Genomic DNA, 22578 nt, shown 5'->3' with positions numbered 1-22578 from the left:
CATTATCGCTGATATAGGGTAGCCCATCTACTCCCTTTTCAACTACCAAGTCCAAAAAGCCGTTGGCTTGACTCATATAGTAGTGAAGTACGTAGCTGCTTGGCAGCGTGGTACTACCACCACCGCCCCCACTGATTGGCTCGGCTACGATTGTACTCCAAGGAGAAGCAACGCTGTTTTGCCAGCTCCGGGCGCGCGCCTCGATGCGGCCTTGGGTGAAGTAGGCGTTTTGGAGCAGAAACGAAAAGTTTGCTTGTCCATTGGTGGGGCCGCTCAGCAGCGCAGGAGTCGCGGGAGCAGCCAACAAACCCGTGTTAGTGTAGACCCGCCAAGCCTCCGTGCCGACAACTCGGTAATTTATTTCAAACAATCTCAAAGGATTATGAGGCAGTTCCAACGGAATCGTCACATTGATCTGGTTAGCCGCGTTGCGGGCTACTATGATAGGATTAGGAGCTGTAGGAGGCGTATCCCCTTCTGGCTCCGGTGCCACTGTTTCGCTCCACCAGCGACCAGAATAGGCCACCCGCTCGTACTGCGTTTCTTCCACCACGGCCCCTTGACTCCACCAGCGACCCGAAAAGGCCACCCGCTCATAGAGCGTTTCGGTTATTACTGGCGCATTTGAATTGAAGGTAGTTTCGGCCAATTTCCATTCAGAGGGGACATTCTCTTTGTCAAGATAGCGTACCCGAACCCCTACGTGTGTTACCCCCGTAGGAATATAGGTACGTTGCCACAGATGTTCTTTCACCGAAAAGTCCGGTTGATTAAGCAGCACGTATTCAGTCCAATCCCCGGACTGAATACGGTGACGCATTTCCACCTGATAATAACCTGCTTTGCGGGTGATGTCTGTCCAAGTGACGTTAATATCATCTACCTGCTGCACGATAGAAAGACTCGTGATCGGTGCCACTACCCCACTGAGAACCGACGAAAGAGCCGGAAAAAAGGGCGTAAGCAGTTCGCCCAAGGGCATAATCTGTAGGCTGTCGCCATCTTGCCCAATTACTACGACGTGTCCAGGCGTCAGGCTATCACGCGAGAAGTTAGAAGCGAACCATGCAAGGGCTTCTTTTTGCTCTTCAGTAATACTTTTTACATATGCTGGAACTGTCGGGTCGGCTTCTTCGAGAAGAAAATCAGGGAAGCCACTAACAGTATCCCAAGTGATGGTAGTGAGTCCTTGCTGAACTGCATTATCAATCAAGTGATTTATCCAAGTACGTAAATTGCGCCATGTTTTATTCCCGATATAGACATAATCAGTGCTATCATCTCCAGATTGAGGATTGATGATTGGTTCAAAGTCCTGCAATGCTTGATGTACCCCGTTTGAACTTACCGCGTTTCCACTTCCCTGGGTAGGAGCAGCATCAATCACGATAGGTATAGGAGCTTCTTTTCCTAACTCTAGGGGTCCCTCTGGTTGAAAACGAGGAGGTGGAAAAGTGTTGCCGTTAAAATCATTATTCATTGTAACAATGCGTTGGATTTGAATGCGTACCTATAATTGAATGAGACAAAGAGTCGGTTATCTTCGTCCGCATTTTCTGAGTGGCGTTCATCGGTCACAATGACCGGGGCTACCGTTCCGTTGAAAAAACGATATTTGTAAGGGGACAAAACAAAATCACGGAAACGCTTCTGTTCGTCTCGGCTTTGATAGCCTGTATTGCAGGTGAAAGATTGCGTATAATCGCCGTGGTACTGAAATTCTTCAGCATCCCCTGTTACGTTTGGGTAACTTAGGCGTTTCGTAGCTTTGAGTAAATTGTACTCTACTCGTCTTTCTTCGATGCCCTTGGCTACCAACACCTCCCAAGCTCCAAGAGAATTTAGATACACAAAATATTTTCTGCGGTCGCGTAGGTTGGCATCCACAATATACCGGTAGCGTCTACTAATCTCGGTTGCTCCTTCCACGATGTACAGAGTATATTCTTTAACCCTTTTCTGGGTGCTTGTGTAAGAGGGAAGATTCAATTGATTATGGCCAGCGGTGAAAATGACTTTTTGGCCATATTGCCAAACCGCGACAGTTTGTAAAGTGTGGGTAGTGACGCTGTTGTCGTGCCAGGTGATTTCAATACGATATAGCGCATTCGACGCACCCAAAGCACCATAAAAAGTAAGCCACTGAGGTTCATCAGTCATGACAAATCTTATGTCAGGGCCATTTTTCAGGGCAATCATTTTGCTGTTACCATATATTAGGTAGCTCATCTCATGGGGCTTACTATACCCACTTCCTCCCCAAAATACCCTTTTGGTAGGGAGCGTATTAGAGGTCTGTAGTTGTAGGGGAGTGCCGTAAGCTTCAGCTACTTCCACTTGATAGCGCCTTGTACTCTTGCGGCTTACTACTGGATCCCTCTCGCCCCAAATAGGCCGTTCAACAGATAACTGTAAATGACTGTTGAGAATGTCTGCTACATCTATTTCAGCTTTTCCGCTAACAGTAGTGGGCAAATATGTTTCATAGATTTTGTCAAAAGTGCTCCCGTCTTCTTGTTCAAGCTTCAGTTGAAAAAGGATACAGTGATTAGAGCGAAGCGCAAAGTCCGTAGCAGCGGTTTGGACTTGGAGTTTCCCCCAAGCAAAAGTTACCTCCACAAACTCGTAAGCTTTCCCTTTTTGTTTAGCAGTAAATACGACTGATGGAAAATCAAGGTTGTTGGGCGCCGACATCGTAAAGTACTTGCTCAAAAATGTATTGGCATTGAAATAAGGCAAGAGAGATTGTGCATAAGTCAAAGAACCATTTCCGGCAATCAGATTAGTCCCATTACTAGGATTGCCAGCCGACACGACTGTAAAGGTTTGTGTTTGCCCATTGAAGCGAATCTGAATCGTAATATTGGAGGGTACAGCTGCCGTGAAATAAAGTCGATTTACCGCATAGCTTCCAGGAGACTGGATGTAGTCATCCGCCTGAAACCGATAAACTAATCGGTCTTTGCTGAAGCCATTTTCGGGGGGTGAGATTTGTGCCGCTACCATTCCCCAAAAGTGCTTTTACAAGTCACAAAAAAGAAGGAAACTAAGCGAAAGCGTCAGTACCGAAATTGATATTTTCTTCAAACTTCCATTCGAACTCACACTCCCAACCCGTAATGATATTATCAATGACGGGAGTAGCGTTGCCGTTTGAGTTCGATAAATTTTTAATGTGATTTTGAAACAAGCTTCCGGGCTCATTTGCTTCAGGGAAACATACGTTTGATTCCCGTTTCATGCGCATCAAAATAGCCCTTACCTCATTTCTGCACTCTTTTTGTTTCTTAACAATGTTTGAAGGGTTGCCTTGTTCAAAAATATCAACGATAGCGAAGCTTCCTCTAATAACACCACGGGGGTTGTCCATTGAGAGCTGTATTTCATCGTCTGGTACAAATAAAATCATATGTTTCCCTTTGACGATGCGCCGTAAGGCGGCGGTGAATTCACTATAGTTCATATCCTTGGACGCCAGAAAAAAACGAGGCGATGTACTTGCATGACTATACAAAACCGTGGCAAGGTCTTGAAAATAGTCAATATAAAAATCAAGAATAGTATCAGCAATCATATCAGTGTTTTGGGGTGTTTTTGAGCTTCTTTTGAAGTTCCTTCGCTTTGACTATTTTACTTTCAAGCATTTGCAGGGCTACGAGCAGATTTTGTCGCTTCAGGCTTTCAAACTCTAAGGACTTATCTTCGGCCATACCGATAGCAATCTGAAGCCAGGAGCTGGAAGAGTTGCTCTTCTTTTTCTGGGCCTCTGTTTGGGTTTTAAATACGTTAGGAAAAGGAGTACGGAAACTCAATCTACAGCCTTCGTAGTTGAATGCAATCATCTGTTTTTCGAGAGTACTTAAAGACTTTGCAAACTTTTCAGACTGTATTACTCTCTTTTCAGAAAAAGGAGCTCGTATCTTTTTACCATTTGCACAGTACAAAATAGAGACTAGCTCATCGTAGTTGCCAGACTCATAAGCTGCTTCAGTAAACCAAAACTCTTCAAAGTCAAGGTTCGCTAAGCGATCTTGTGGACCCCAAAAGGTAGCTTCTTTGTGTTTAAAGCAGTCTAAAAACCATTTGTCAGGGGCTTGGCTTCGGGCTACATTTTGACAGAGTTCTAATAAACTATTTCCTAGTTGAATCGTAGCATCTTGATCATCCTCCCCAATGATTCCTATGCTTGACATGGCATCCTTGTCAAAAAGATAATTAAGCATAGTAGGCGGAATTTTGAAGAGTATTTCTGGAAGGGCAAACAAAGAATGGGGTTTGTCAGTCAAAACATTACCTACTTTAAAAAGCTTTTCATACTGTTTTTTGCTTAAATCATTCCAGCATCGTGGCCCGGTGTATCGATGTAGATTGTTGTTTATGTTGAGTTCGATGACGTGAGGTTTCATTTTGATTTATTTAAAATCCGACAATCTTATCTGTGCTTACAATCCATACCACGGGAGCAGCTTCGACTACTCCGTTTATTTCATTGAGGAGGGTGGTTATTTGTGTCCAATACATGGCGGCTCGGCGCTGGGCAGCTTGCATCGATACGAGCCGTTGAGCCTCTGAAGGAGGCATAAAGTATTTGGCATTGATGTATTGTGAGCCATAATATACCCTCAAACCATTAGCATTGAGTTGGATACTTTGTTCTAGTTCAATAACCTCCGCCACGGTTTGAAAAGCAATGTAGTATTTAACCGTTTCTCGCAATTTTATTTGAAGCGGCTCCGAAATTTGCCCCTTCAGTGTTTCGTACATATCTCCCAAAAGAGGCATCACCATTTGTGTTTCAATCCGGGAAATAGTGGGTTTAAGAGCGTGAAAGGTGAGAGCATTATCCAAGATTGAATAGTACGCTGAGAACTCTACGGCACTTTTGATGTAAAGCTTATTGTTAGCGATACGCTGAGGAGCGTTTGTGTATTCTGTAAGGGCTGTCAGTGAGTTAGTGGTTTCAAGCCAACTTAAGAGCCGCTCTAGGCTACTGGCCGCTAGTTCCAATAGTGAAAAAGCTATTCTTTCAATTTGCTGATCATAAGCGGCGGTTCTACTTTCGGATTTCCCTACGGTGGTGATACCATCTCTCCCAAACTGTACTTGTCCCATTGGTAGCCATTTGACCGTAGCTAACCTAGACACATATCGACGCATTAAATCAAGGCATTTTTGTTCAATTTCTGAGAGCGAGGGGTTGTCAGATGCAAGTTTATTGTTAATTCTATCGTACAATCCAATCCCCACGAATTGTATAAGTTCGCCTGCCTCCACATCCTCTAAATAAGGCGCAATGTCCGTGAACTCAAAAGAGAGATTAAAGCCCACATGTTTATATACATCATCAATATTTTTGAAGAGAGCCATTAGGATACGATTGATTCGGTTGATTTTCCAGTATTTAAAGTAGTCAGAATGGTATCTTTGAAGATAAACTTCAAATCAGGGTAGCGCCGTAGCCAACCATTATATTTAGCTACAAAATGCAAAGGTTCGAGTAGCGCATCTCGGTAGGGCTTCAAAAGGGCAATGGCAATCAACCATGCTTCACGCTTGTTGCTTCCTCCCGAACTTTGTGAGCCTTTGGTAGTTCCCATAAATCCGGCGGTAGTAGGATCCTCGCCCAAGGCATAAAAGATATTGGCGGCGGCCTCTACATTGTCCTCCAGATATTTGCCATCGAGTTTAGGATCTGGTACAAAATCAAGTTCAATGTATTCTTGGTACTGTCCCTTTACCTCATCCCAAAATTTAGGAGTGGTGATTGAATTACCCGTTTTGGTAATGTTGGCTAGTTTAGTGTCCATTTCCTTCAACCATTCTAAACGAATACTTTGCCGCTCCTCCTTAGATCCTTTCTCCCAGCGGTCGCCGTATCGATGCTCCCAATATCTTTCGTCTACCTTCCAGTGGTACTTGATAGTCATTTGGTTTTCCATTAAGTACTTTTTGAACTTAGGAATGGCCAAATGCACTTCAAGCCATCCACTCGTACGTATACTGTCGTGGTGCGCTAACTGATAGAAGGTTTTGCCCGGAGTGGGATAACTCACTGGATAGATGTAGTTATACCTACTGTCATTGGCGATGACTTCAGGATTATTGAACCAATAAGGGTCAATGGCTTTCAGTTTTTTGGTATAAGGATCCTTAAAATGTACATCGGGCCAATTGGCGTTTAACAACACAAACTCGCAGCGTCCCGATTTTATGTCTTGTTTAGACCATCGGCCATAAGCAGCTTCTTGATGAATAATGGACGTGATACGTTTTCGGTTTTCTGAAAGAATCAATTCGCTCCAACCGTTGAAAAACCAAGATAAATCTACCGCAGTCTCGCGCAGGTACTTGGCAAAACTTGGGTCATTCAAGAAATCTTTAATCTCACGGTCAGCGATAGATTTGTAGACTTCGGTACCGTCAGTATTTGTATTGATTACTTCTACGGCCATTAGCCCATTGCCGATTATTTTGGTCGCCAACCGATCTAAGGTCTTTGGGATGATAGGATCCTTGGAATACAACTCAATAACCCGCTGGGGAAAATCGTTAGCCTCTCCCCAGTGTTCTACATCATCCATAATTCGAGGATAATATGGATCTACAATGGGCATCGTGGGAGTGGTGCCGGGGCGCGTACTAGGAGACGAATTTTTGAAAAATACACTAACCCCACTTTCTTTGAGAATGGCCACATCATAATCTTGCCCAGGGAAATATTCTATATTACTCATGTAGTAGGTGTTTCGTTAAGATATAAGATAAGGTCATAATGAACGGAGGTAATAGCATTTAGGCCGTAAGGAGTGATTTTGATGATACGCTCCTTGGTATAATGACTCACCAATACCGCTCTGTCCATTTTCATCACTCGTCCGGCGGTATCTCGCTGTTTGTCGTAACTGAGCCAAAGAATAGAAAAAGGTTTGGGTCTGCCTGATGCCAATTTTTCTTTGATAAGTTGTTCAACATCTTTGCTTTTTAGCATCATTTTTTTGTTCGCAAAAAGCAAGGATTTTTACCCAGCTGAAAGGAAAACAAGGCATTTTTTGTATCTTTGTATATGGCTTCAATGACTACAGAAGAAGCGTTTCGTTCGCTCGTAAGAAGTAGGTACAGGTGGGTAAAGATGGGAGGAAATGATAGTACGCGTCTTTCTCTCAAAGCACGGTTGGAGAAAGGTACACTGAAGCTAGACACCATGACGAAATATCTCAAGATGGCCGGCTATCGATTGGTAACTAATCCACGATGGCAGCCTCCTAAAAATCTTTAAATTTGTTAAGTAATTTGGAAAAGCCCGTTGGTATTACCTTCGGGCTTTTTTGTTTTTGCGAAGCAGTTCAAAACGTACAAAAGTGCTGGTTTGTACTTTGGCGGAATGAAGACAAGCCAGAGCGAAGCCGGATTGATCGAAATGACAGAAAAGTACAAATGGGCACCCGTGCTGAAGATTTGTTGGTTTTTTCTGCCAACTTATCTCAGCACACCATATTAGCGAGTGGGGCTGTGAGTTGCGCCCTTTCTTTGCTTCTTTCTTTGGGCGACCAAAGAAAGAAGTCGCTACAAAAAAAGCCCTACCATTTACAGCGGGCTGCAAACGGAAGGGCTAAAAGAAAAAGAAGCAGGATTTACCTAGATTTTGGGTAGCTCAAAAGCGGCTATTTCATCTTTAAGATGCTGTATTTTTTGGTTTACGACTTCCCCAATAAAAGTAATGACCTCTTTAATGATTATCGAGTTTGAGGTTTTAAACTCGATAGAACTGTATCCCGAATCCTTAATGGTTAAATGGGGTTGGGCGTGGGTATTGTTTAATTCTTCTAGTTTAAAGCTTTCCAAAAGGGTTTTGGTGATTTCCATGCGGTGCAAGTTATCATGTAATTGCTCGGCCCGTTTGATAGCGTTCAATTTCATAGAAAAATCCATCGGTAATTCAGGCGTAGTTTTGAGGGTGCTTTTTACCTCTTCGTTGTTATGTGGGGTTTTTGGTTGTACTGCCATTGCTTTAAAATTTGTTAAGTGTAAAGAATAATATTTGTTATACTTCCCAAGGGAAAATCACGGCTCTTACTCGGCCTATCCATCCGGGCGGAGCTTGCCATTCTTGCCCAACGCGGATAGAGGTAACTTCTATAATTTGGTAGGAGTATTGGATTCTACTGGTGCGTTCTTGCTCCAGTTCGTAGACTACGGCCATCATATAGTTGCGTTTACGCAGTTCTTTGATGGCCTCTTGTTTTTGGCCTTCGACCGAAAACAAGGGGATTAAATGGATGCTCATTGCTTTAAAATTTGTTAAGTAAATTAATATATGACCACTAAAATTAGTGCGCGGTTAGGTATTCAAAAGCACGTTGGGCTAATACGGCAGCCTCCCAAACAAATTTGGGGTCATCGTGCAATTTGCCAAGCCATCCTTTGATATAGGCTTGAGAGTTGGTTTGGAGTTGTGGGGTATCTATTCCTAGATAGTTACAGGCAAAACAAGTCGTAATTTCGGCGCAAAGCTCCTCTTTACTGTAGGTTTGTGAGCCAAAAGGGGCATATTCTACCAAGGTAGAACGGTTTAAGCGGTCAGGGTGTCCCGTGGAGTGGGCAAGCTCATGAATCAAAATGGAGTAATAAAATTCAGGGCTTTCAAATTGTTGAATAAGGGGGATTTGGATAGTATCTAAAAGCGGTGCATAAAAAGCCCGTGAGTGTAAACTCTCTTTAATGGTAGGAGGTTTAGGGACTCCCTTTATAAACTGTTCGCATTGCGCTATACGTTCATGAGGGGTAAACTCTCCTTCTAAAACAGAAGGTTTGACGGGGATACCTTCGACGCATCCCATATTAAAAACAGGCCATTGGCGGATAAACTTAATCCTTCGACATTCTTCGCGTTGCGTTTTGGTCATTTGTTTAAACGTTTCCTCTTTTACCCTTTTGCCGTTTTTGTCATAGATAAGTAGGTCATTAAAGTAAACGTTAAAGGCTTTACTGCCTTTTTTGATTCGCCCTCCTGCCTTGGTGATTTGTTCAAACGTCCCAAAATAAGGGGTTTGCAAATCTTCCATGTTGAATAAAAGTGAATTAATTCCCCTGTAGACGTGGCCGCTAAAATGGTTCTGGGGCGGAATGCCTGTGAACTTCCAAGTTTTGCGCCAAGGGGCATGACCTTGTTCAAGTGAAGCAATAACCTTTCTGGTTATCTCTTCAAAGATAACTGTGCTTTTCATTGTTCTTTAAATTTGTTAAGTGGTTGATTACCAATACTAAAATAGTGATTTTCTCTATATTTTGCAACCATTTGCACAAAAAAAGATGCAATTTTTTTGTGCAAAAACAGGTCATTTTCAACCATTTATAAAGATTTTTTCATCTTTATAAATGCTCTTTAGGACGAAGTCCCCCCCAACGCACTGAGAAAAAGTGCAATTGCAGGGGGGGGATTGTCGGCGGTATGTGATAGGGGGGGACAAAAAAACAGGTCAGGCGGCCACGTCAAAATCCAAACCTTTACTTTTCCGCTTAAAAAACTTCGTACCTAGTAGTAGGGTGTCGGCGGCGTCGGGAAAGTGGGTAGTTTCTAGCTGGTCAACGTTGGGGTTTCTTTCGTCGGTCTTATCCTTTTGATAATTTTTAGAACCTTCTTTCAAAGACGTCAACCGCATCGCAGTCAATAAATATTCGCAGTTGTCCCTATTAAATAGCACAGGGTAAACGCTTGGGTCAGTCCCTTTAAATGATTTTCCCCAATCTTCATAGCGTGTTTCAGGTGAGGGCGTGTGCCCAATGTAATTCTTGATAACGTTCCAGTGGGCAGCCTTCAGTAGTCCGATTACTTCATCAGCGTATTTAATATCAATCAGTGCATTACTCCCTTGGAATGCGGTGTGGTCATAATGAAAGATAACGGTCTTGGTAGGGTGGAATCGGTAATAGTTGACGAAATTGGTTATTAAATGGGCTAGTCTTTGGGGGTGTTTGACATACATGGCATTGACAAACAAAAGACGGTTCTTTTGAATCTGCCCTACACATAGGGCGTTGAAACTAGAGCCATAATCAAGGGCAATATGAAGGGGTAAGTTAGTATCTAAATCAGCATCCTTGCGACAATCATCTAACTTCATATCCCTGTCTAAGATAGCATCTAAGTTCCTATCAATGTAGCCCTCATCGGTGGCGTCATAACAGTGCAAGCGGTCTTTGAGGTCAGGATAAAAAGCATTTTCAGACAGGTATGGCCTTTTGTTAAGAATAGAAGTTCTAAAGATAAAGGTCGGTAGGGTACGCTTGAGGTCAAGGATTTGTTTCTTGCCAAAACCATCGATGTTGTCATGGCCTTGGGGTTCGTGGTACCAAAACGTATGCGCTCTGATTGCATCCCAATACTTATCCAACTGGGCAATTTTATCAAGAATCCCTTTGCGACGTGAAACATCCGCGAGCATGAGTTTTTCTACAAGTTCATAACGCTCCACCTGTATATCAAGCAGCAATTGCACCCTATCAGGTTGCATTTTCTTTTCTTGCTCCAGTATCCACATACCCTCCCTAGAAGTAGGCATATCGGTTGTCCATAACCAACTGTGGAATTCGGGGAGATGAGAGAACTCAAGGTGGGTGTCGCCACGGTTGGCTTGCCTCAACTCGGTATCGATGCTATTACGGTCGAGAAACTTAAGCTCATCGCCTTGAACCCAATGCAAAGTCATCGAATTGGCACTTCCCTTGCGGTCTTGACTAATCATGCTCATGGCCGCTCCAGTGTAGCAAAATATGCTGTGGCTAGAGTCTAGTGATTCGCCGTAGGGTGCAGGTATTTCGAGGCTTTTAGGGGGCTTTTCTTTTACCCAGTAATGTTCGTTGCGACGCCATCCCAATGCTTTCCAACCCTTGATAAGACCAGGCAAGATATTTTCCATCAGCTTGGCATACGAGCGCCCTACAAACCCGCCCCTTGCTCCTGGCATTCGGGTCATGCACTTAAACGAGCGATAGGCGTGAATGTACTCCGTTTTGCCCGTTCCACGAGGCATGACCAAGGTGGATTCATTGGCATCTACAAAGGCCATTTTGATTTGGGATTCGGTTCTGTGCTGAACTTGGAAATTTACTTCTGAAGGGACGAATACATCATCCGTCAATTGTCCTAAGGTAATGGATGATTGTTTATTCCAGTGAATAATTTCTTCAAAATCCTTGTTTTCAATCCTCATCGTCAATCATTTCAAAGTCGGTAAAATCAGTTTCTTGCTGCTTCTCAATCTTACGGAGTTCTTTGGCAATGTCTTGTAACAAATTAGGCCGTTTTTGTCCTCCTAGTAGGCTTGGGTCGTGATTGATGATGATGACGTGGAGACCAGCGGAATTTTGTTCCGGTTGCTCTTTGTCCAAACCCAACAGTTTGATTAGGTTTTTGTGTTCGGCACTGATTACTTGCCTATCCTTAGCAGTGTTGGCAACTGAGGATTTCATGGCATTGGTTTTGATAGAATCAATCAGCCGGATTTTTTCAAGCTCTTGATTGACGGGGTTTAGAAAAACCAGTAATTGTTTGGCAAACCGAAGTGACTTTCGGGCTTTTTTTTCGTCACATAAACACCGAATCATCATCTCTTTGATGATGCGTTTATCCTGCCAGTACAAAGCTCTTTTTTCTCCCATGATGTTCATGGCGGCACTGACGAGCCGGGCTTCGTCGGCTAATTTACTAGGCAGTTGGTAGCCTTCCTCAAGTTCAGCTCGCTTGAGTTCTTCAAAGGTTTCTTCAAGTTCAAATTTTTCCAGACTCATGCTTCTTCCGTCTTGATTTCATTCAAAAATTTGATGGCCATGCCCTGAGCGGGGCTGCTTCCTTGTTTGGCTAATTTTACAATGGCCTGTCTCAGTTCAGCTTCGCTTTTGTACTTACCTCGGTAATAGTGAATGTAAATGGGGGATTCGGTATCATAGAGTTCTTCCCAAAAGTCTTCACTACTTATGCCGATGATGACGGCAATGGCTTCTGGTTGCATAAACAGCCCCGCAAGCCTTTCAATTTCGTTGAGTGTTTCCTGATTCATCGAAGTAGTCTTGATTGTTTAATACTGCAAGAATCCAATTAATGTGAAGTTCGGCTTTCTGTTGATCAACTACCAATGTCCCTACCTCGATGCGTGGATTGTTCGTGAAATTGGAGGAACCAAGAATCCTAACTGCCCATTTGTCATTGACAATCACGGTTACTTTGGCGTGAGAGTTATCAATGCCGGTTCGTTCGAAGTGTTGTTTGACAAAATCATTGACATCGGGGTATCTGACTTTGATGCGGTAATCAAAAAGGCAAAATATTTTTCGAATTACGCCCTTTTGCTTGGCGTCTATTAGCATACGAGCGGCGTTTTCGGTCATGCTCCAAGTGGCAATGTATAAATCAGCGGGCCCGGTTTGACTCAAGATCCAGAATACCAGCTCGTGCGTACTCCAGTCCCCTTTGCTTACAAAATCGATGTAGATTTTTTGCTCAAGCAAAGGAAACACCTCCTCAATTTTATCTCTCACCCCAGCACGAACGAAATGATCAAAGTAATCTCGGCCACTGATAGAGGCGGATTGAATCGTATGATTCGGTTGCTCCAATTCTGAAACGGTAAAAAGCATTACTCAAGGCTTTTGATTTTGTTTTCAATCTCGAATAATTCGGCTCTCCAAAGCTCCAATTTGGAACTGTTCCCCTTGGTTCGACTGAGGTAAGTCCGCAGCGTATTACGTCTTTTCACCAGACTGGCCACAGTTTGAATGGCGACTTCAGCCGATTGAGGCAAATAGCCATTGGCGTCGTAAAAATCCCGCAAACCAAAGATTTCGTCCAAACGAGGTTTGATCTCCCCCATGATACGTTTAGCGATGCGTTGTAATTCTTGGCTGGCATCGTGTCCCTGCTCTATATATAATCTTGCTCTTTCTTTTAAGGCGGAACGTTCGTCCATGAGGCTTTGAGCTTCTTTGAGCAAGGTCGTGATTTCAGCGGGTCGAGCGTTGACCTTGGCTTTCTCTGCTGCTTCAAAAGCTTGCAATAACTCAGTAAGTTCACTGGTTAGCAACGCCCTTAGCCAACTTTCAGAACTTTCCTGAAATTGTTCTTTGAGATAAGCATTAGTGCCGTGCGTGCAGTAGAGCTGCACGCCCTCCCAATAGGTGGGTTCTTCTAACCAAGCTTTGATATCATCAATGGCGCTCATGTTTTTCAAAAAAAGCCAAGCAACATGCCTGGCTTTTTATTTTTACAACGATATGATTACAAGACTTTTAAAAACGGCATTTGCTCAGGAGGAAATTGGGCCAAAAACTCTAATTCTTTCTGGGATACCGTTTTAGGGTTGTAGTCTTTCCCTTGAAAATTTATGGGGTAAACAAGTTCATACTTATGGGCGACGGTGGGCGTTTCTTGTGCCTCACCTGGCTTATTGTTGTTTGCCATGTTATGTTGCAGGTTTTAGGGGGATTGCTGCGGTATACAAGTACTTATGGGGTACTTTAGCGGTGATTTCACCTTCGTACCCTTTGCCGTGTTCCGCATCTTCAGTATCGGTTTTGTAGCCAAGTTTGAGATGACAGAAATGAGAAGCATCCCCAATCTGGTTGATGGTGGTGCCGTCGTTGTCAGGAATCAGGGCGATAAATACGTCCGATTGTGCTACGTTGGCAATGTAGTTAAGATAGACATCATTGCCAGGAATAAAGATTTTGACGCTAGCATCAAAACCTCCACCGTCACGCCCGCCAATAGCCGGCATAGAGAGCTCTCCCGTGGTAGGGGTTACGTAGGCTTTAAGAAAGCCTTTATCTGTTTTGGGGACGAAAGGAACTGAGTGAACAAACTTGGCCTCACCAGCAGCGTTCACGGCGGGACTCGCCCAAGTTTCGATGTCGCCCACCGGAATCAAATAAATGGTTTGGGCAATGCCCCCCATGCGGCTTTTTTCGTTGCCCCAATCTGGGAATAAATTCTTGTAAGAAGCAGGCATTAGATTAAAGTTTAAAGATCTTCAGTGATTGAACTAGGATTTTTTCACCAACACGCCGGAGCCTTCTTTTACCAAAGCAGCTGCCAATTTTTCGTCTTTTGCTACGTCGGCAGCGGTGTACGTTTCACCGTCATAGCTGAAACGCCCAATGACGATTTCATAAGTATCCTTCCCCACTTTTACGGTCGGTGTGGCACTGGTGGCTTGCTGAGGAGCCTTCGCTTCTTTGAGCTCTACTTTCAACGCCTCAATGATTTTGTCCTTACCCTCAATCTGAGCCTTCAGCGCTTGGTTTTCTTTTTCCAAATCTGCTACTTCCGCAGATTTGGAATCATTTGTAGTTTCTGCCATTATGTATGGATTAAGCTTGGTCGTTGACGATTAAATAACGGAGGTCATCAAACTGGAAGGCCAGTGTAAACTTCATGATTGTTTTGTATCCATGAAGCATCGGTACGCGGTTGCCCCAAACGCCAAGGTTATCCAAGCTATTGGTTCCCATTACTAAGTTATTGTCGAGGGTGACAATCACGCGTTGACTTGCACCCATCCAATTACAAGGGATGATTTGGGCACGGCGGCTCGAATCAATGATGTAATCTTTGTAAAGTGCCAGCTCTGTTTCGGAGTAGGTTGCTCCAGCGTCTTTTTTGGCCCGCATATGCGCCAAACGTTTATCGTACACGTTCCAAGAAACGTAAAACTTAACGCCTTTCTGACGCATCAGCTCGGGTACTGCGGCCCACATTGTGCCATCAATTTTGTCCAAGGCATTCGCATTGGTAATGGCTCCTGTCACGACAGGGGTGATTTTGCTACCCGCGATTTCAGTGGCTAAGACCGTACCCCAACCATCGCAAATGTATTTGTTGCTGGCCCATTTCCATTTGGCAGGGTGGGTAACAGGGGTTTCACCCGCACTGGTGTTGGTGACACACTGATAGTACTGGGCTAGAGTTCCAAAAATGACAACTTGCCCAGCTGTATAGGCAGTGCCAGCGTTGAAATTGACGGCTACAGACTTATCTTTCATCAAGTAAGCATTCACTTCCACTTCCTGAGCGACCTTCTGCATTTGGTTTTGCCAATAGGTCGCCGCAAAAAGTGGAGGGTGCTCCTGAGTTAAGTCTGCCTGCCCTTCATACAAAAAAGTATCTTCAAACTCCTCGGCATTGATTTTGAGGATTTTCATGGCCTTTTTAGGCGTAATACTTCTAATGAGAAGGGTGCCATCCTGACGGTCGGTATCCTCAATTTGAGGATTGTTAGGTTGTAAGCCGTCTTCAGCTGAATAGCCCCACAAAGGTTTTTCAACGGTGAGGTTATTCATTGTCCTAATACCGGGGGTCTTAGGGATAGAGAGGCTATCGTACAACGTCTTCAATATCTTAGGCGTGTAAGCACTTTGATAGTTTTGAATCGCTGCAATATTTGTTACTGCCATTGTTGTGAAATAATTTAAGGTGGGTTAAAAACTTTAATTAGGTTTTTGCTGCTTTAAGAGCTGCCGATATTTGATGTCAGCTTCGCTCAAGAACTGATCTTCCTCTTCGCTACCCGTATCTTCAATTTTCTCGGCCTTTTTAGATAAGCGAGTTGGCTCCCCTCCAGGTTGCTTGTAGCCCGCTAGCTCCGTAGTCAGGTTTTGTAGATTGTTATTGGCCGTAGCAAGTTGTGCCTCCAATGCCTTGTATTCGGCGCTGAGTTTTACATCGATAGGAGGTGGGGTGGTGGTATTGTCTTTGGCGAGCGATTGCAGCAATTCAACAAACCCACTTAAATTGGCATTCTGAAGTTCGGTCAGCGCCTCATTGAGCTGGTCTTCGGTGATATCTGCTGCCAATACTCCTTTCAAAGCCTTGAGCTTTGGCGCGTTTAAATATCCGAACATATCTATATTGGTTTGATTGGAAAAAGATTGATTTGCGAGCTTAATGGTCTTTTTCATGGCACCTTCAAACGGAGCAATGAAATCAATAAGACCTAAAGAGAGGGCTTCAGAGGCGTCAAATTCGCCCCCATCCAAAGGAACATCCGAAGTAAGTTTGGCACCTCTGGCCTTAATCACCCGCTCCTGAAACTGAAGCGCGATGGTTTCGGCTTGTTCTTCGAGCAGTTTAAAATTACCCTCCTTGGCTTCTCTGGTAGCCTTGTTTTTGTCGGGGGAAGATTTGGCGTAAATGTCTTTACGAACTACGCCCCATTTGGCTTCTTCTGAAGAATAATCAACGTAACTAATATAGGCACCGATGCCACCCACACTATCGGTCGGGTTGGAACATATGATGAGGTCGCAGGAGCAGACTACCAAGTAATGCCCCGAATAAGCGCACCCATACTCAATATAGGCAGAGACGGGTTTGTTGCGGCGGCTTATGGTATCGGCCAACATGTAGCTGGCTTTACGTTCGCCGCCCATTCCATTGCCCAGACGTAGTATTACCCCTTTGCATTGAGGATCCTTATAAGCCCGCTCAAGGGTATCAGCGTAGAAGCTCACCCCATAGTTACGGGTGTAGCTGCTCCGCCACATATAGGACTCAATATCGATTATCCAAATAGAATCACCTTCCGTGAGCTGTAGCGTAGAATCATCGTCGTCATCGTCCAGCCAGCGATCTTTGCCAAGCCCTAATTTTTCAATCGTTTTAGGCTCAGGTTCTTTTTGAAGGGAGATGATATACTCCCCAAGGGCAGGTTCAAGGTGTTTGGGAACCAGCCAATTTGAGTTAAGAAGTTCGGTTACATGCGTAGTCAGTGTTTCCATTAAAAGAAGTATCCCAGATTAGAGATACAAGGATACACCACCCCCCGCGAAAAGGTTAGGAAAACAAGCAAAATGTGGGTTGTCAAAAAAAATAAATAAGTAATTTGAGCCTATTTCTCTATACTAGAAGCCCCTTGACTCAAGCATAATGTATATAAAACATTGAAAAACGTATGAACGACTATCTATCAATTTGCTCAATCAGGACAGGGTGGAAATAGCCTCTGAATATGTGGGAGTTAGAAGATGTCGATTCCTATTTAGGTTTATGCTGAATCTCAAAGGTAAGAAAACGGCTATATCTCTAATGGGGGATGATTCATGTTTGTACGATAAGATTTTTTGTAAGATGTTCGCCTATGTTGTATCTTTCAAGCCTTATAATAATAGCCTTGATTGTCAAGGCATATCCATTTCAACCCAACAAAATTGTACTTTCTCATGAAATCTTTTTTTAAAATTACCACACTCATTTTAATAGTATTATGTAATGTTACAGCTATCTGTCAGACTAAAAAGCCAGTAGCCCCAATCAATTCCAAAAGCAAAATAGGCCCTTTGCGAACCAAGGATTATCCCTATTATATTTTGGTGAAAAGAGGTGCAGCAGGACCAGAGTATAAAAGTTTTTATACTTTACCAAGCTATAATAGCGGGAAACAAGGGGATTTTGCGGGAGGTCCTATCGTTTTGGACGTGAGAACAGGAAAAGAGGTGAGTTGGTGGACGTTGGGAGGTGAAAACTATTATTTTTCATCGTATAATATGCTAGTAAATCACGTAGATGCTAATTTTAAAAGAATCATCAAATTTGATACCACAGGTCTATATAAAGGAGAGTTTTTTATAGAATCTAGTGAAGAAACCCCTGTGCTAGGTAGACAAAAGTTGACTTTATCGACTGACTGGAAAAAGGCCATCGCCCAATTCAATAATGATTTATGGATGTGGGATTTTGACTTGGAAAGAGGAATATTTTCAAACCCTAGCCAAGTTACAAGTAATGGAGTTATGGGTACTGGGGATATTTATTTGAAAGGCAATAATGCTGTTGTTAATGCTGGTCCTTTTACTAAGAGCAAAAGCCATATCGTAAATCTTTCAACAGGCAAATATACAAATATTGGAAATGGAGTATGGGATATTTATAATAACGAATATATTGATGATGTTTTTTTTGTTGATCATAGGGAAGCGCTCTCTTCTAGAGAGATTAGAGGATATTGGAGTATCTCTTCACAAAAATTTGCGCAGTCTGATGAGAATTCACGTCATCACATGTGGATGGATAGAAAGAATACAGTAGCACTCGCTATTACAACTCTTAATAATGGATTTGCTAAATTGACCAGAATGGATATTTCAAATAACATGAATAATACAGCTGACACTCCTTTTTTTAGTAAACATTATAAATTAAGTGCAGCTAATAAGGGTCATATTCCAACTCTTCCAGGACTCAATTACTTTCCAGTATCACCAAGTACAAAAAAGATATACTACAATTACGAGGAATTTCCTACTCGCACATCGGGGAACACAGAACGGGCTAGAAAACTTGGAGTAGTTGATTTTGATAAAGGTATTGAAAAAATATATGATATTTCTCTTGCTACTTCTAAGGGAAGTATATTAGGTTATAAATTTGCTTGGACTGACGATGACCATCTTTTGTTTAATGCTGCTCTTGGAAGTAAGATAAATGGCCTGGAGATAACAGAAGCCAATCAAGGTACCTACATACTTGATCTTCAAACAGGAGAATCTAAAAGGCTAACCCCTTATCTAATAGAGCCATTTAAGGAACTGGGTAAATTTAAACCTAATCAGGACTTGAAGGTCTTTCCACTTAAAAACACTGAATTTATTATATTCGTTGCTAACAACTATTTATTCAGATGTAAAAAAGACGGGTCTGAATTAGTCCAAATGATCAAATTCCCAGGCGTTTATACATTTGAAAAAACTTTTTTGTCTGAGCATATGGAAATACCTTGAGTTTGATATTTAATCAGATATAAGTTATCCCGAATTTTGACAAGTACTTTGGGGAGTTTATAGTGACTCCAAAAGTTAAAAACGAAGTTTTTTACTTTCCAAAATTCGGGATTGCTTATAATTCAAAAATCATAAACTCCTCCCATACTGGTAGTTTCTCCTTCAAAGCTTACTGTGAATCCCCGTTGACCTGCCATCATCCGATCACTGTCGTAATCTACCATCAGGCTCAGGCCCTCCCAGGGTTTTCCATAGAGTTTCCAATCGCCTTGATGCTCACGGACCCGCACAATGAATTTACGTTCGTCAGCCCATTCCCATACGTCTCTGTACTCTTTAGAGTCGCCGGGTACAAAGCATTTCACAGCCGTGTTGAAATACCTTCCAGCAGCATCCTTCTTTTGGTTTTCGGAAGCCTGTATCATTTCGGGCGTAGAGTAGATTTTAAACCACCTCCACCCCTCAAAAAACTCTAAGGGAGATTGATAGCGTCCGGCGGTTTGTACACTCCATACCTTGATTGAGTTCACGGGAGCAAACTCCACTAGCATTCCCCCTGCGGGGTTAGGTTCTTCAAATCTTATGATGTCTCTCATTTGTTAAATCTTAAATTGTTGCCATTTGAGGAGCTCGCCACTACGTCGGTGATTGTTGTAGGTTCTTACTTCACGTTCGTAATCAACTTCATCCTCATACTGATACGTTTCTATAAAATCATGGTAGCCCTTGGTGATACCTTCGCGTGCCATCCTGCCGTACAGGTCTTGCCTGATGAGGGTTTCTACGAATATCATCCAAAGCCTGGTCTCGGTATAGTTGAAAAGCTTGAGGTCATTTTTGACCGAAAATTTGTTCCACCTTGAGCCATGAAATGCCTCAAGCTCTAAGCTCATGGATTGGGTATATTTCATATGAGGTCGTCGGTCTGATACCGACATCGAAAGTTTCTCACACTGTGCCATCCAATACAGCTTCTCAGTTACTAGGTCGTTGGGAGTAAGGAGCAATTTATCCTGATACCGCGCCATGAGCCACGGTTTTGAGAAGGCACTAACATCAATTTTCAACTCCAAATACCCCGGGTTTTTCATAGTCAAATCTCTAATGCCAAAGCTAAAAATACGTTTAATTGATTGTCGTTGTTGAGGGGCATTCTTTGGGCTCCCAATTTTCCATAGTACCTAGTTGTGCCCTTGTGTTCAAGGGTTTCCACGCAGATTTCGAGATTAGAACTAAGAAAACTGCTATGCTCAGGCAAACAATACCGGCCCGACCAAATTGTTTTGCCCTGTTGTTGTCGAGTGTATATCTCTGCGGGGCGTTTGTAATGCTTTACAAATCCTGCCTCCAAGATTTTGTCTTCGTTCATTTTTCACCTCCTTTCGATTTGATGCCGATTTTTTTCTCTTCCGCTGCGGTCAAAGGCTCGCCTTTGTTGATTTTTTCTACAATCCCCATCAGGTAGTTTGATTTGGGAGAAGAGCGTTTCAGTATCCAGTGGGTTGTAACTAGGCACTGTTGGCCTTTGTGGGCTTGCAAAAGTGCCAACAAATCCACCTTAAATTCTTCGGTAAACCCGTAGGGAGACACTCTCATTGCTTCAGTAAGCTTCATGAAATCATCATCAATATGCTGTACACTGTTGATTTTGTCGGTGCCTCCAGCTTCTATGAAAGAAGCCAGGCCATTGGCTCCGAGGGTAATGAAATTATCTTGAATAATTATCGAAAGCCTTATCATACCTCACCTCCTTCCTGACTTACACACATGATTTGGGCAAGCACTGTGATACGCTCCTTATTGTCCCAAATCAGATTGACAAATCTTCGATTGGGCGTGGTTGGGTGAGCTTGGGGAGCTGTGACAGATAGCTGCTTCTTTAGGTCGTTCTCTGAGAGCAATATTCTTACGGTGGCTTTTACTTCGTCTTGTATTTGCTCCACGGTTTCAAACCCTCCCGCAGGAGCGTTACAAATATGTGCCATAGATTCCATGATAGCATGGAATATCAGATTAGGCGCTTTGCTTAAAGCTTCATAGGTCGTTATTATTTTTGTCATGGTTTAAATCCCTCGTTTTTTAGAGCTTGATCGATTACACCCAATGCCGATTGGGTAGCAGCTGTTATCTGATTGGCTTGGGCTTCTTGCCAAAAGGCAACCGTCACAGTATAAGGCAAGTATTCTTTGTAGGTTTTGGAGCCATTGCGTTTTTGCCATTTCCAAAGAGTGTTTGGCCGGATGCCATTGACCCACTCAGCCAATACAAGTTGATTGATATGGGAGTTGACAGTAGCCAACTCATAGCCTTGGCAAAACAAGTACATCGCGCCCCACTGCATGGGTGTAATCTCAACAAGCAGTTTCATAGTTTAGAAATTTCGATCTTCGTCCTCTTCTTCTAAAGCTTCGTCAATGAGCATTGAAGCCGCCGTATTTGCCTCCAGAGCCACTCTATTGGCTTGGGTGTGCTTCTCTATCATCTTGTCCATTTCCCACGCCGTGATAGGCGCTTTGTTGAGATTCTCGGCTCGGCGTTTGGCGGTGGTTTCGTCTACGGGGTTGATGGCATAGACTGCCGTCGGATTGATCAGCTTCGTGTAGGTGGGTTGTTGGCGGGTTTCGGGGACATTGACCGACAAAAACGTAACGGCACCGTAATTGATCTCGGTTACTTGCCCGGCAATGGTTGTGTGGCCAAATAGCTCTAGAATAGCCCAGTAGGTACTTTTTTGTTCTTCTTGCATCGTCAATCGTTGTTTATAGTTTGAGAAAAATTAAACTCTGCTTGGATTTGCTTCGCCATCTTCTTCAGGAGGCGTTTGCCTAGTTTGGGGGCAGGCTCTACGCCTTGGAGTATTTCTACGTATTTGCAGTGGAAGTACTGCCCGCCACGGCTGCCGTTGATGAGGTGGCCACGGAGCTTGACGGTCGCTCCCTGACGCATGGTGCTCCACCGAAGCCCCGCCCGTACTCGGTACCGACACGGTAGTGATTTGCGCTCAGAATCGGTAATGTAGGGCAACAGAATGCTATGGACGGGCACCGCAAAGCGGATTCCCCTTTGTTTTTTTTCAGCATCTAGGTACGTGGCCTTGGCATCGTAGCTGATGGTAGTCTCAAATTCAAATGTTTGTTCCATCTGGTTTCAGGTGTTTGGGGATTAAGTCAGCCACTGGTTTGGGGTCAATACGCTTGCGCTTGGGAGCAGGGGCGGGGGGTGGTGGACTAGGAGGGTCGATGGCAGTACTGAAAACTGGCTGTGGGAAGTAGCGTTTTTTGACCTCAAAGAAAAACTTCTCTACTTGCCCTCTTGGATAAAACTCCAATAAACTCCGGCATTTTTCTTTGAGATCTTCGAGGGTCTTGCCTTGGGGATCAAACGAAAAATCGTGGACGGCTCCTACTCCCTTCTTGATTGCCTGGAGCGCGGCGGGGCCATTGCCCGACGCATAAAATTCCTTCAGGAAATGATTGATGATTGTGTCTTTTTGATAAGCTCCGTAGAGCTCCCAGTCGGCCCCCCAAAATCTCCCTACCATTTCCTCATTGTAAAATGCCCTGCTGCCGGTTTGTGGTTTTACGCGCCGATATACCTCCACTTGCCATACTTCTTTCTGAAAATACAGGGGGAGTAGCCTCGATAGCGAACTACAGAGCAGCCTTCGCTTGTCGCCCGTCTCGTTCATGTTTACTTTTTTCGACCACCCATGTTCTTGCCTTCCATTCAGATAGTAGGCTATGTGATGATAAGTGGCATTGTCTCGGTCGGGAGGTAGCTTTGAAAAATTTTGCATTTTTTGTAAGTGATTGA

General features: G+C 43.6%; 31 protein-coding genes. 2 read left to right on the top strand and 29 right to left on the bottom strand.

Features of this window, described 5'->3' with window-relative positions; all coding sequences use genetic code 11:
• The 7 genes from G563_RS0114470 to G563_RS0114440 all read right to left on the bottom strand — a co-directional run.
• A partial coding sequence (locus tag G563_RS0114470) for a hypothetical protein (RefSeq protein ID WP_028665947.1) occupies positions 1–1480 on the bottom strand: 1480 nt, incomplete at its 3' end.
• Positions 1477–3006 (bottom strand): hypothetical protein, encoded by a 1530-nt coding sequence (locus G563_RS0114465; protein ID WP_028665946.1) that lies wholly within the window; start codon positions 3004–3006, stop codon positions 1477–1479. The genes G563_RS0114470 and G563_RS0114465, both read right to left, overlap by 4 nt.
• 40 nt (positions 3007–3046) lie before the next feature.
• A complete protein-coding gene (locus G563_RS0114460) occupies positions 3047–3574 on the bottom strand; it encodes a hypothetical protein (protein ID WP_028665945.1) in 528 nt (175 codons plus the stop codon).
• A gap of 1 nt (position 3575) precedes the next feature.
• On the bottom strand, positions 3576–4406 hold the full coding sequence (locus G563_RS0114455; RefSeq protein WP_028665944.1) for a hypothetical protein: 831 nt from the start codon (positions 4404–4406) through the stop codon (positions 3576–3578).
• A 10-nt stretch (positions 4407–4416) separates the two neighbouring features.
• Complete coding sequence (locus G563_RS0114450) at positions 4417–5367, bottom strand: DUF6712 family protein (protein WP_028665943.1); 951 nt, start codon at positions 5365–5367, stop codon at positions 4417–4419.
• A complete protein-coding gene (locus tag G563_RS0114445; protein ID WP_028665942.1) occupies positions 5367–6734 on the bottom strand; it encodes a hypothetical protein in 1368 nt (455 codons plus the stop codon). Before G563_RS0114445 ends, G563_RS0114450 begins: the two co-directional genes overlap by 1 nt.
• On the bottom strand, positions 6731–6991 hold the full coding sequence (locus G563_RS0114440) for a hypothetical protein (RefSeq protein ID WP_028665941.1): 261 nt from the start codon (positions 6989–6991) through the stop codon (positions 6731–6733). Before G563_RS0114440 ends, G563_RS0114445 begins: the two co-directional genes overlap by 4 nt.
• An 81-nt stretch (positions 6992–7072) precedes the next feature.
• Here G563_RS0114440 and G563_RS38070 point away from each other — a divergent pair, with 81 nt between their 5' ends.
• Positions 7073–7276: a hypothetical protein gene (locus G563_RS38070; RefSeq protein ID WP_157585333.1), complete on the top strand. Its 204-nt coding sequence runs from the start codon at positions 7073–7075 to the stop codon at positions 7274–7276.
• 359 nt (positions 7277–7635) lie between these two features.
• Here the strand turns inward: G563_RS38070 and G563_RS0114425 are convergent, their stop codons facing one another.
• From G563_RS0114425 to G563_RS0114360, 13 genes are all read right to left on the bottom strand, one after another.
• A complete protein-coding gene (locus G563_RS0114425; protein WP_028665938.1) occupies positions 7636–8004 on the bottom strand; it encodes a hypothetical protein in 369 nt (122 codons plus the stop codon).
• Positions 8005–8041: 37 nt separating this feature from the next.
• Positions 8042–8284: a hypothetical protein gene (locus tag G563_RS0114420; protein WP_028665937.1), complete on the bottom strand. Its 243-nt coding sequence runs from the start codon at positions 8282–8284 to the stop codon at positions 8042–8044.
• A 43-nt stretch (positions 8285–8327) separates the two neighbouring features.
• Positions 8328–9224 carry an ArdC family protein gene (locus tag G563_RS0114415; RefSeq protein WP_028665936.1) on the bottom strand — a complete coding sequence of 299 codons (897 nt, stop codon included), beginning with the start codon at positions 9222–9224 and terminating at the stop codon, positions 8328–8330.
• A 252-nt stretch (positions 9225–9476) separates the two neighbouring features.
• Positions 9477–11210 carry a hypothetical protein gene (locus G563_RS0114405; RefSeq protein ID WP_028665935.1) on the bottom strand — a complete coding sequence of 578 codons (1734 nt, stop codon included), beginning with the start codon at positions 11208–11210 and terminating at the stop codon, positions 9477–9479.
• The gene (locus tag G563_RS0114400) at positions 11200–11787 is read right to left on the bottom strand and encodes a hypothetical protein (protein WP_028665934.1); all 588 of its coding nucleotides are present in this window, start codon (positions 11785–11787) and stop codon (positions 11200–11202) included. The genes G563_RS0114405 and G563_RS0114400 overlap by 11 nt, the downstream gene beginning before the upstream one ends.
• Positions 11784–12056 carry a hypothetical protein gene (locus tag G563_RS0114395; protein ID WP_028665933.1) on the bottom strand — a complete coding sequence of 91 codons (273 nt, stop codon included), beginning with the start codon at positions 12054–12056 and terminating at the stop codon, positions 11784–11786. The genes G563_RS0114400 and G563_RS0114395 overlap by 4 nt, the downstream gene beginning before the upstream one ends.
• Positions 12028–12633, bottom strand: coding sequence for a hypothetical protein (locus tag G563_RS0114390; RefSeq protein ID WP_028665932.1), 606 nt, complete (start codon positions 12631–12633; stop codon positions 12028–12030). The genes G563_RS0114395 and G563_RS0114390 overlap by 29 nt, the downstream gene beginning before the upstream one ends.
• On the bottom strand, positions 12633–13214 hold the full coding sequence (locus G563_RS0114385; protein ID WP_028665931.1) for a hypothetical protein: 582 nt from the start codon (positions 13212–13214) through the stop codon (positions 12633–12635). Before G563_RS0114385 ends, G563_RS0114390 begins: the two co-directional genes overlap by 1 nt.
• A 56-nt stretch (positions 13215–13270) precedes the next feature.
• Positions 13271–13453, bottom strand: a complete 183-nt coding sequence (locus tag G563_RS0114380) for a hypothetical protein (protein ID WP_028665930.1) — start codon at positions 13451–13453, stop codon at positions 13271–13273.
• Between the two features lies 1 nt (position 13454).
• Positions 13455–14000: a hypothetical protein gene (locus tag G563_RS0114375; protein WP_028665929.1), complete on the bottom strand. Its 546-nt coding sequence runs from the start codon at positions 13998–14000 to the stop codon at positions 13455–13457.
• Positions 14001–14033: 33 nt separating this feature from the next.
• Positions 14034–14351, bottom strand: a complete 318-nt coding sequence (locus G563_RS0114370; protein ID WP_028665928.1) for a hypothetical protein — start codon at positions 14349–14351, stop codon at positions 14034–14036.
• Between the two features lie 10 nt (positions 14352–14361).
• Positions 14362–15444: a hypothetical protein gene (locus G563_RS0114365; protein ID WP_028665927.1), complete on the bottom strand. Its 1083-nt coding sequence runs from the start codon at positions 15442–15444 to the stop codon at positions 14362–14364.
• Between the two features lie 33 nt (positions 15445–15477).
• On the bottom strand, positions 15478–16767 hold the full coding sequence (locus G563_RS0114360; RefSeq protein ID WP_028665926.1) for a S49 family peptidase: 1290 nt from the start codon (positions 16765–16767) through the stop codon (positions 15478–15480).
• 441 nt (positions 16768–17208) lie between these two features.
• Here G563_RS0114360 and G563_RS0114355 point away from each other — a divergent pair, with 441 nt between their 5' ends.
• On the top strand, positions 17209–18765 hold the full coding sequence (locus tag G563_RS0114355; protein ID WP_028665925.1) for a hypothetical protein: 1557 nt from the start codon (positions 17209–17211) through the stop codon (positions 18763–18765).
• Between the two features lie 122 nt (positions 18766–18887).
• On the opposite strand, the gene G563_RS0114350 is transcribed toward G563_RS0114355, so the two are convergent.
• From G563_RS0114350 to G563_RS0114310, 9 genes are read right to left on the bottom strand one after another with little or no spacing between them, the layout of a single operon-like run.
• Positions 18888–19361 carry a hypothetical protein gene (locus G563_RS0114350; protein WP_028665924.1) on the bottom strand — a complete coding sequence of 158 codons (474 nt, stop codon included), beginning with the start codon at positions 19359–19361 and terminating at the stop codon, positions 18888–18890.
• Between the two features lie 3 nt (positions 19362–19364).
• Positions 19365–19838, bottom strand: coding sequence for a hypothetical protein (locus tag G563_RS0114345; RefSeq protein ID WP_169579762.1), 474 nt, complete (start codon positions 19836–19838; stop codon positions 19365–19367).
• A 20-nt stretch (positions 19839–19858) separates the two neighbouring features.
• Positions 19859–20134 (bottom strand): hypothetical protein, encoded by a 276-nt coding sequence (locus tag G563_RS0114340; RefSeq protein WP_028665922.1) that lies wholly within the window; start codon positions 20132–20134, stop codon positions 19859–19861.
• Entirely contained in the window at positions 20131–20505 is a 375-nt protein-coding gene (locus G563_RS0114335; RefSeq protein ID WP_028665921.1) for a hypothetical protein, read from the bottom strand. Before G563_RS0114335 ends, G563_RS0114340 begins: the two co-directional genes overlap by 4 nt.
• Entirely contained in the window at positions 20502–20825 is a 324-nt protein-coding gene (locus G563_RS0114330; RefSeq protein ID WP_028665920.1) for a hypothetical protein, read from the bottom strand. The genes G563_RS0114335 and G563_RS0114330 overlap by 4 nt, the downstream gene beginning before the upstream one ends.
• Positions 20822–21133, bottom strand: a complete 312-nt coding sequence (locus G563_RS0114325; protein WP_028665919.1) for a hypothetical protein — start codon at positions 21131–21133, stop codon at positions 20822–20824. Before G563_RS0114325 ends, G563_RS0114330 begins: the two co-directional genes overlap by 4 nt.
• A gap of 3 nt (positions 21134–21136) precedes the next feature.
• Complete coding sequence (locus tag G563_RS0114320) at positions 21137–21511, bottom strand: hypothetical protein (protein WP_028665918.1); 375 nt, start codon at positions 21509–21511, stop codon at positions 21137–21139.
• 2 nt (positions 21512–21513) lie between these two features.
• Positions 21514–21906, bottom strand: a complete 393-nt coding sequence (locus G563_RS0114315) for a hypothetical protein (protein WP_028665917.1) — start codon at positions 21904–21906, stop codon at positions 21514–21516.
• A complete protein-coding gene (locus tag G563_RS0114310) occupies positions 21890–22561 on the bottom strand; it encodes a hypothetical protein (RefSeq protein ID WP_157585331.1) in 672 nt (223 codons plus the stop codon). Before G563_RS0114310 ends, G563_RS0114315 begins: the two co-directional genes overlap by 17 nt.
• Positions 22562–22578: the final 17 nt, after the last annotated feature.

It is taken from the genome of Runella zeae DSM 19591, assembly GCF_000423565.1.
GTDB classification, from domain to species: Bacteria; Bacteroidota; Bacteroidia; order Cytophagales; family Spirosomataceae; genus Runella; species Runella zeae.
The sequence above is the reverse complement of the archived record's forward strand: the minus strand, read 5'-3'. Positions and strand labels throughout refer to the sequence as shown.

Bases quoted from the DNA above. Each gene is read 5' to 3' on its own strand.
- G563_RS0114465 (WP_028665946.1), bottom strand. From the start codon at position 3,006: ATGGTAGCGGCACAAATCTCACCCCCCGAAAATGGCTTCAGCAAAGAC.
- G563_RS0114460 (WP_028665945.1), bottom strand. From the start codon at position 3,574: ATGATTGCTGATACTATTCTTGATTTTTATATTGACTATTTTCAAGAC.
- G563_RS0114455 (WP_028665944.1), bottom strand. From the start codon at position 4,406: ATGAAACCTCACGTCATCGAACTCAACATAAACAACAATCTACATCGA.
- G563_RS0114450 (WP_028665943.1), bottom strand. From the start codon at position 5,367: ATGGCTCTCTTCAAAAATATTGATGATGTATATAAACATGTGGGCTTT.
- G563_RS0114445 (WP_028665942.1), bottom strand. From the start codon at position 6,734: ATGAGTAATATAGAATATTTCCCTGGGCAAGATTATGATGTGGCCATT.
- G563_RS0114440 (WP_028665941.1), bottom strand. From the start codon at position 6,991: ATGATGCTAAAAAGCAAAGATGTTGAACAACTTATCAAAGAAAAATTG.
- G563_RS38070 (WP_157585333.1), top strand. From the start codon at position 7,073: ATGACTACAGAAGAAGCGTTTCGTTCGCTCGTAAGAAGTAGGTACAGG.
- G563_RS0114425 (WP_028665938.1), bottom strand. From the start codon at position 8,004: ATGGCAGTACAACCAAAAACCCCACATAACAACGAAGAGGTAAAAAGC.
- G563_RS0114420 (WP_028665937.1), bottom strand. From the start codon at position 8,284: ATGAGCATCCATTTAATCCCCTTGTTTTCGGTCGAAGGCCAAAAACAA.
- G563_RS0114415 (WP_028665936.1), bottom strand. From the start codon at position 9,224: ATGAAAAGCACAGTTATCTTTGAAGAGATAACCAGAAAGGTTATTGCT.
- G563_RS0114405 (WP_028665935.1), bottom strand. From the start codon at position 11,210: ATGAGGATTGAAAACAAGGATTTTGAAGAAATTATTCACTGGAATAAA.
- G563_RS0114400 (WP_028665934.1), bottom strand. From the start codon at position 11,787: ATGAGTCTGGAAAAATTTGAACTTGAAGAAACCTTTGAAGAACTCAAG.
- G563_RS0114395 (WP_028665933.1), bottom strand. From the start codon at position 12,056: ATGAATCAGGAAACACTCAACGAAATTGAAAGGCTTGCGGGGCTGTTT.
- G563_RS0114390 (WP_028665932.1), bottom strand. From the start codon at position 12,633: ATGCTTTTTACCGTTTCAGAATTGGAGCAACCGAATCATACGATTCAA.
- G563_RS0114385 (WP_028665931.1), bottom strand. From the start codon at position 13,214: ATGAGCGCCATTGATGATATCAAAGCTTGGTTAGAAGAACCCACCTAT.
- G563_RS0114380 (WP_028665930.1), bottom strand. From the start codon at position 13,453: ATGGCAAACAACAATAAGCCAGGTGAGGCACAAGAAACGCCCACCGTC.
- G563_RS0114375 (WP_028665929.1), bottom strand. From the start codon at position 14,000: ATGCCTGCTTCTTACAAGAATTTATTCCCAGATTGGGGCAACGAAAAA.
- G563_RS0114370 (WP_028665928.1), bottom strand. From the start codon at position 14,351: ATGGCAGAAACTACAAATGATTCCAAATCTGCGGAAGTAGCAGATTTG.
- G563_RS0114365 (WP_028665927.1), bottom strand. From the start codon at position 15,444: ATGGCAGTAACAAATATTGCAGCGATTCAAAACTATCAAAGTGCTTAC.
- G563_RS0114360 (WP_028665926.1), bottom strand. From the start codon at position 16,767: ATGGAAACACTGACTACGCATGTAACCGAACTTCTTAACTCAAATTGG.
- G563_RS0114355 (WP_028665925.1), top strand. From the start codon at position 17,209: ATGAAATCTTTTTTTAAAATTACCACACTCATTTTAATAGTATTATGT.
- G563_RS0114350 (WP_028665924.1), bottom strand. From the start codon at position 19,361: ATGAGAGACATCATAAGATTTGAAGAACCTAACCCCGCAGGGGGAATG.
- G563_RS0114340 (WP_028665922.1), bottom strand. From the start codon at position 20,134: ATGAACGAAGACAAAATCTTGGAGGCAGGATTTGTAAAGCATTACAAA.
- G563_RS0114335 (WP_028665921.1), bottom strand. From the start codon at position 20,505: ATGATAAGGCTTTCGATAATTATTCAAGATAATTTCATTACCCTCGGA.
- G563_RS0114330 (WP_028665920.1), bottom strand. From the start codon at position 20,825: ATGACAAAAATAATAACGACCTATGAAGCTTTAAGCAAAGCGCCTAAT.
- G563_RS0114325 (WP_028665919.1), bottom strand. From the start codon at position 21,133: ATGAAACTGCTTGTTGAGATTACACCCATGCAGTGGGGCGCGATGTAC.
- G563_RS0114320 (WP_028665918.1), bottom strand. From the start codon at position 21,511: ATGCAAGAAGAACAAAAAAGTACCTACTGGGCTATTCTAGAGCTATTT.
- G563_RS0114315 (WP_028665917.1), bottom strand. From the start codon at position 21,906: ATGGAACAAACATTTGAATTTGAGACTACCATCAGCTACGATGCCAAG.
- G563_RS0114310 (WP_157585331.1), bottom strand. From the start codon at position 22,561: ATGCAAAATTTTTCAAAGCTACCTCCCGACCGAGACAATGCCACTTAT.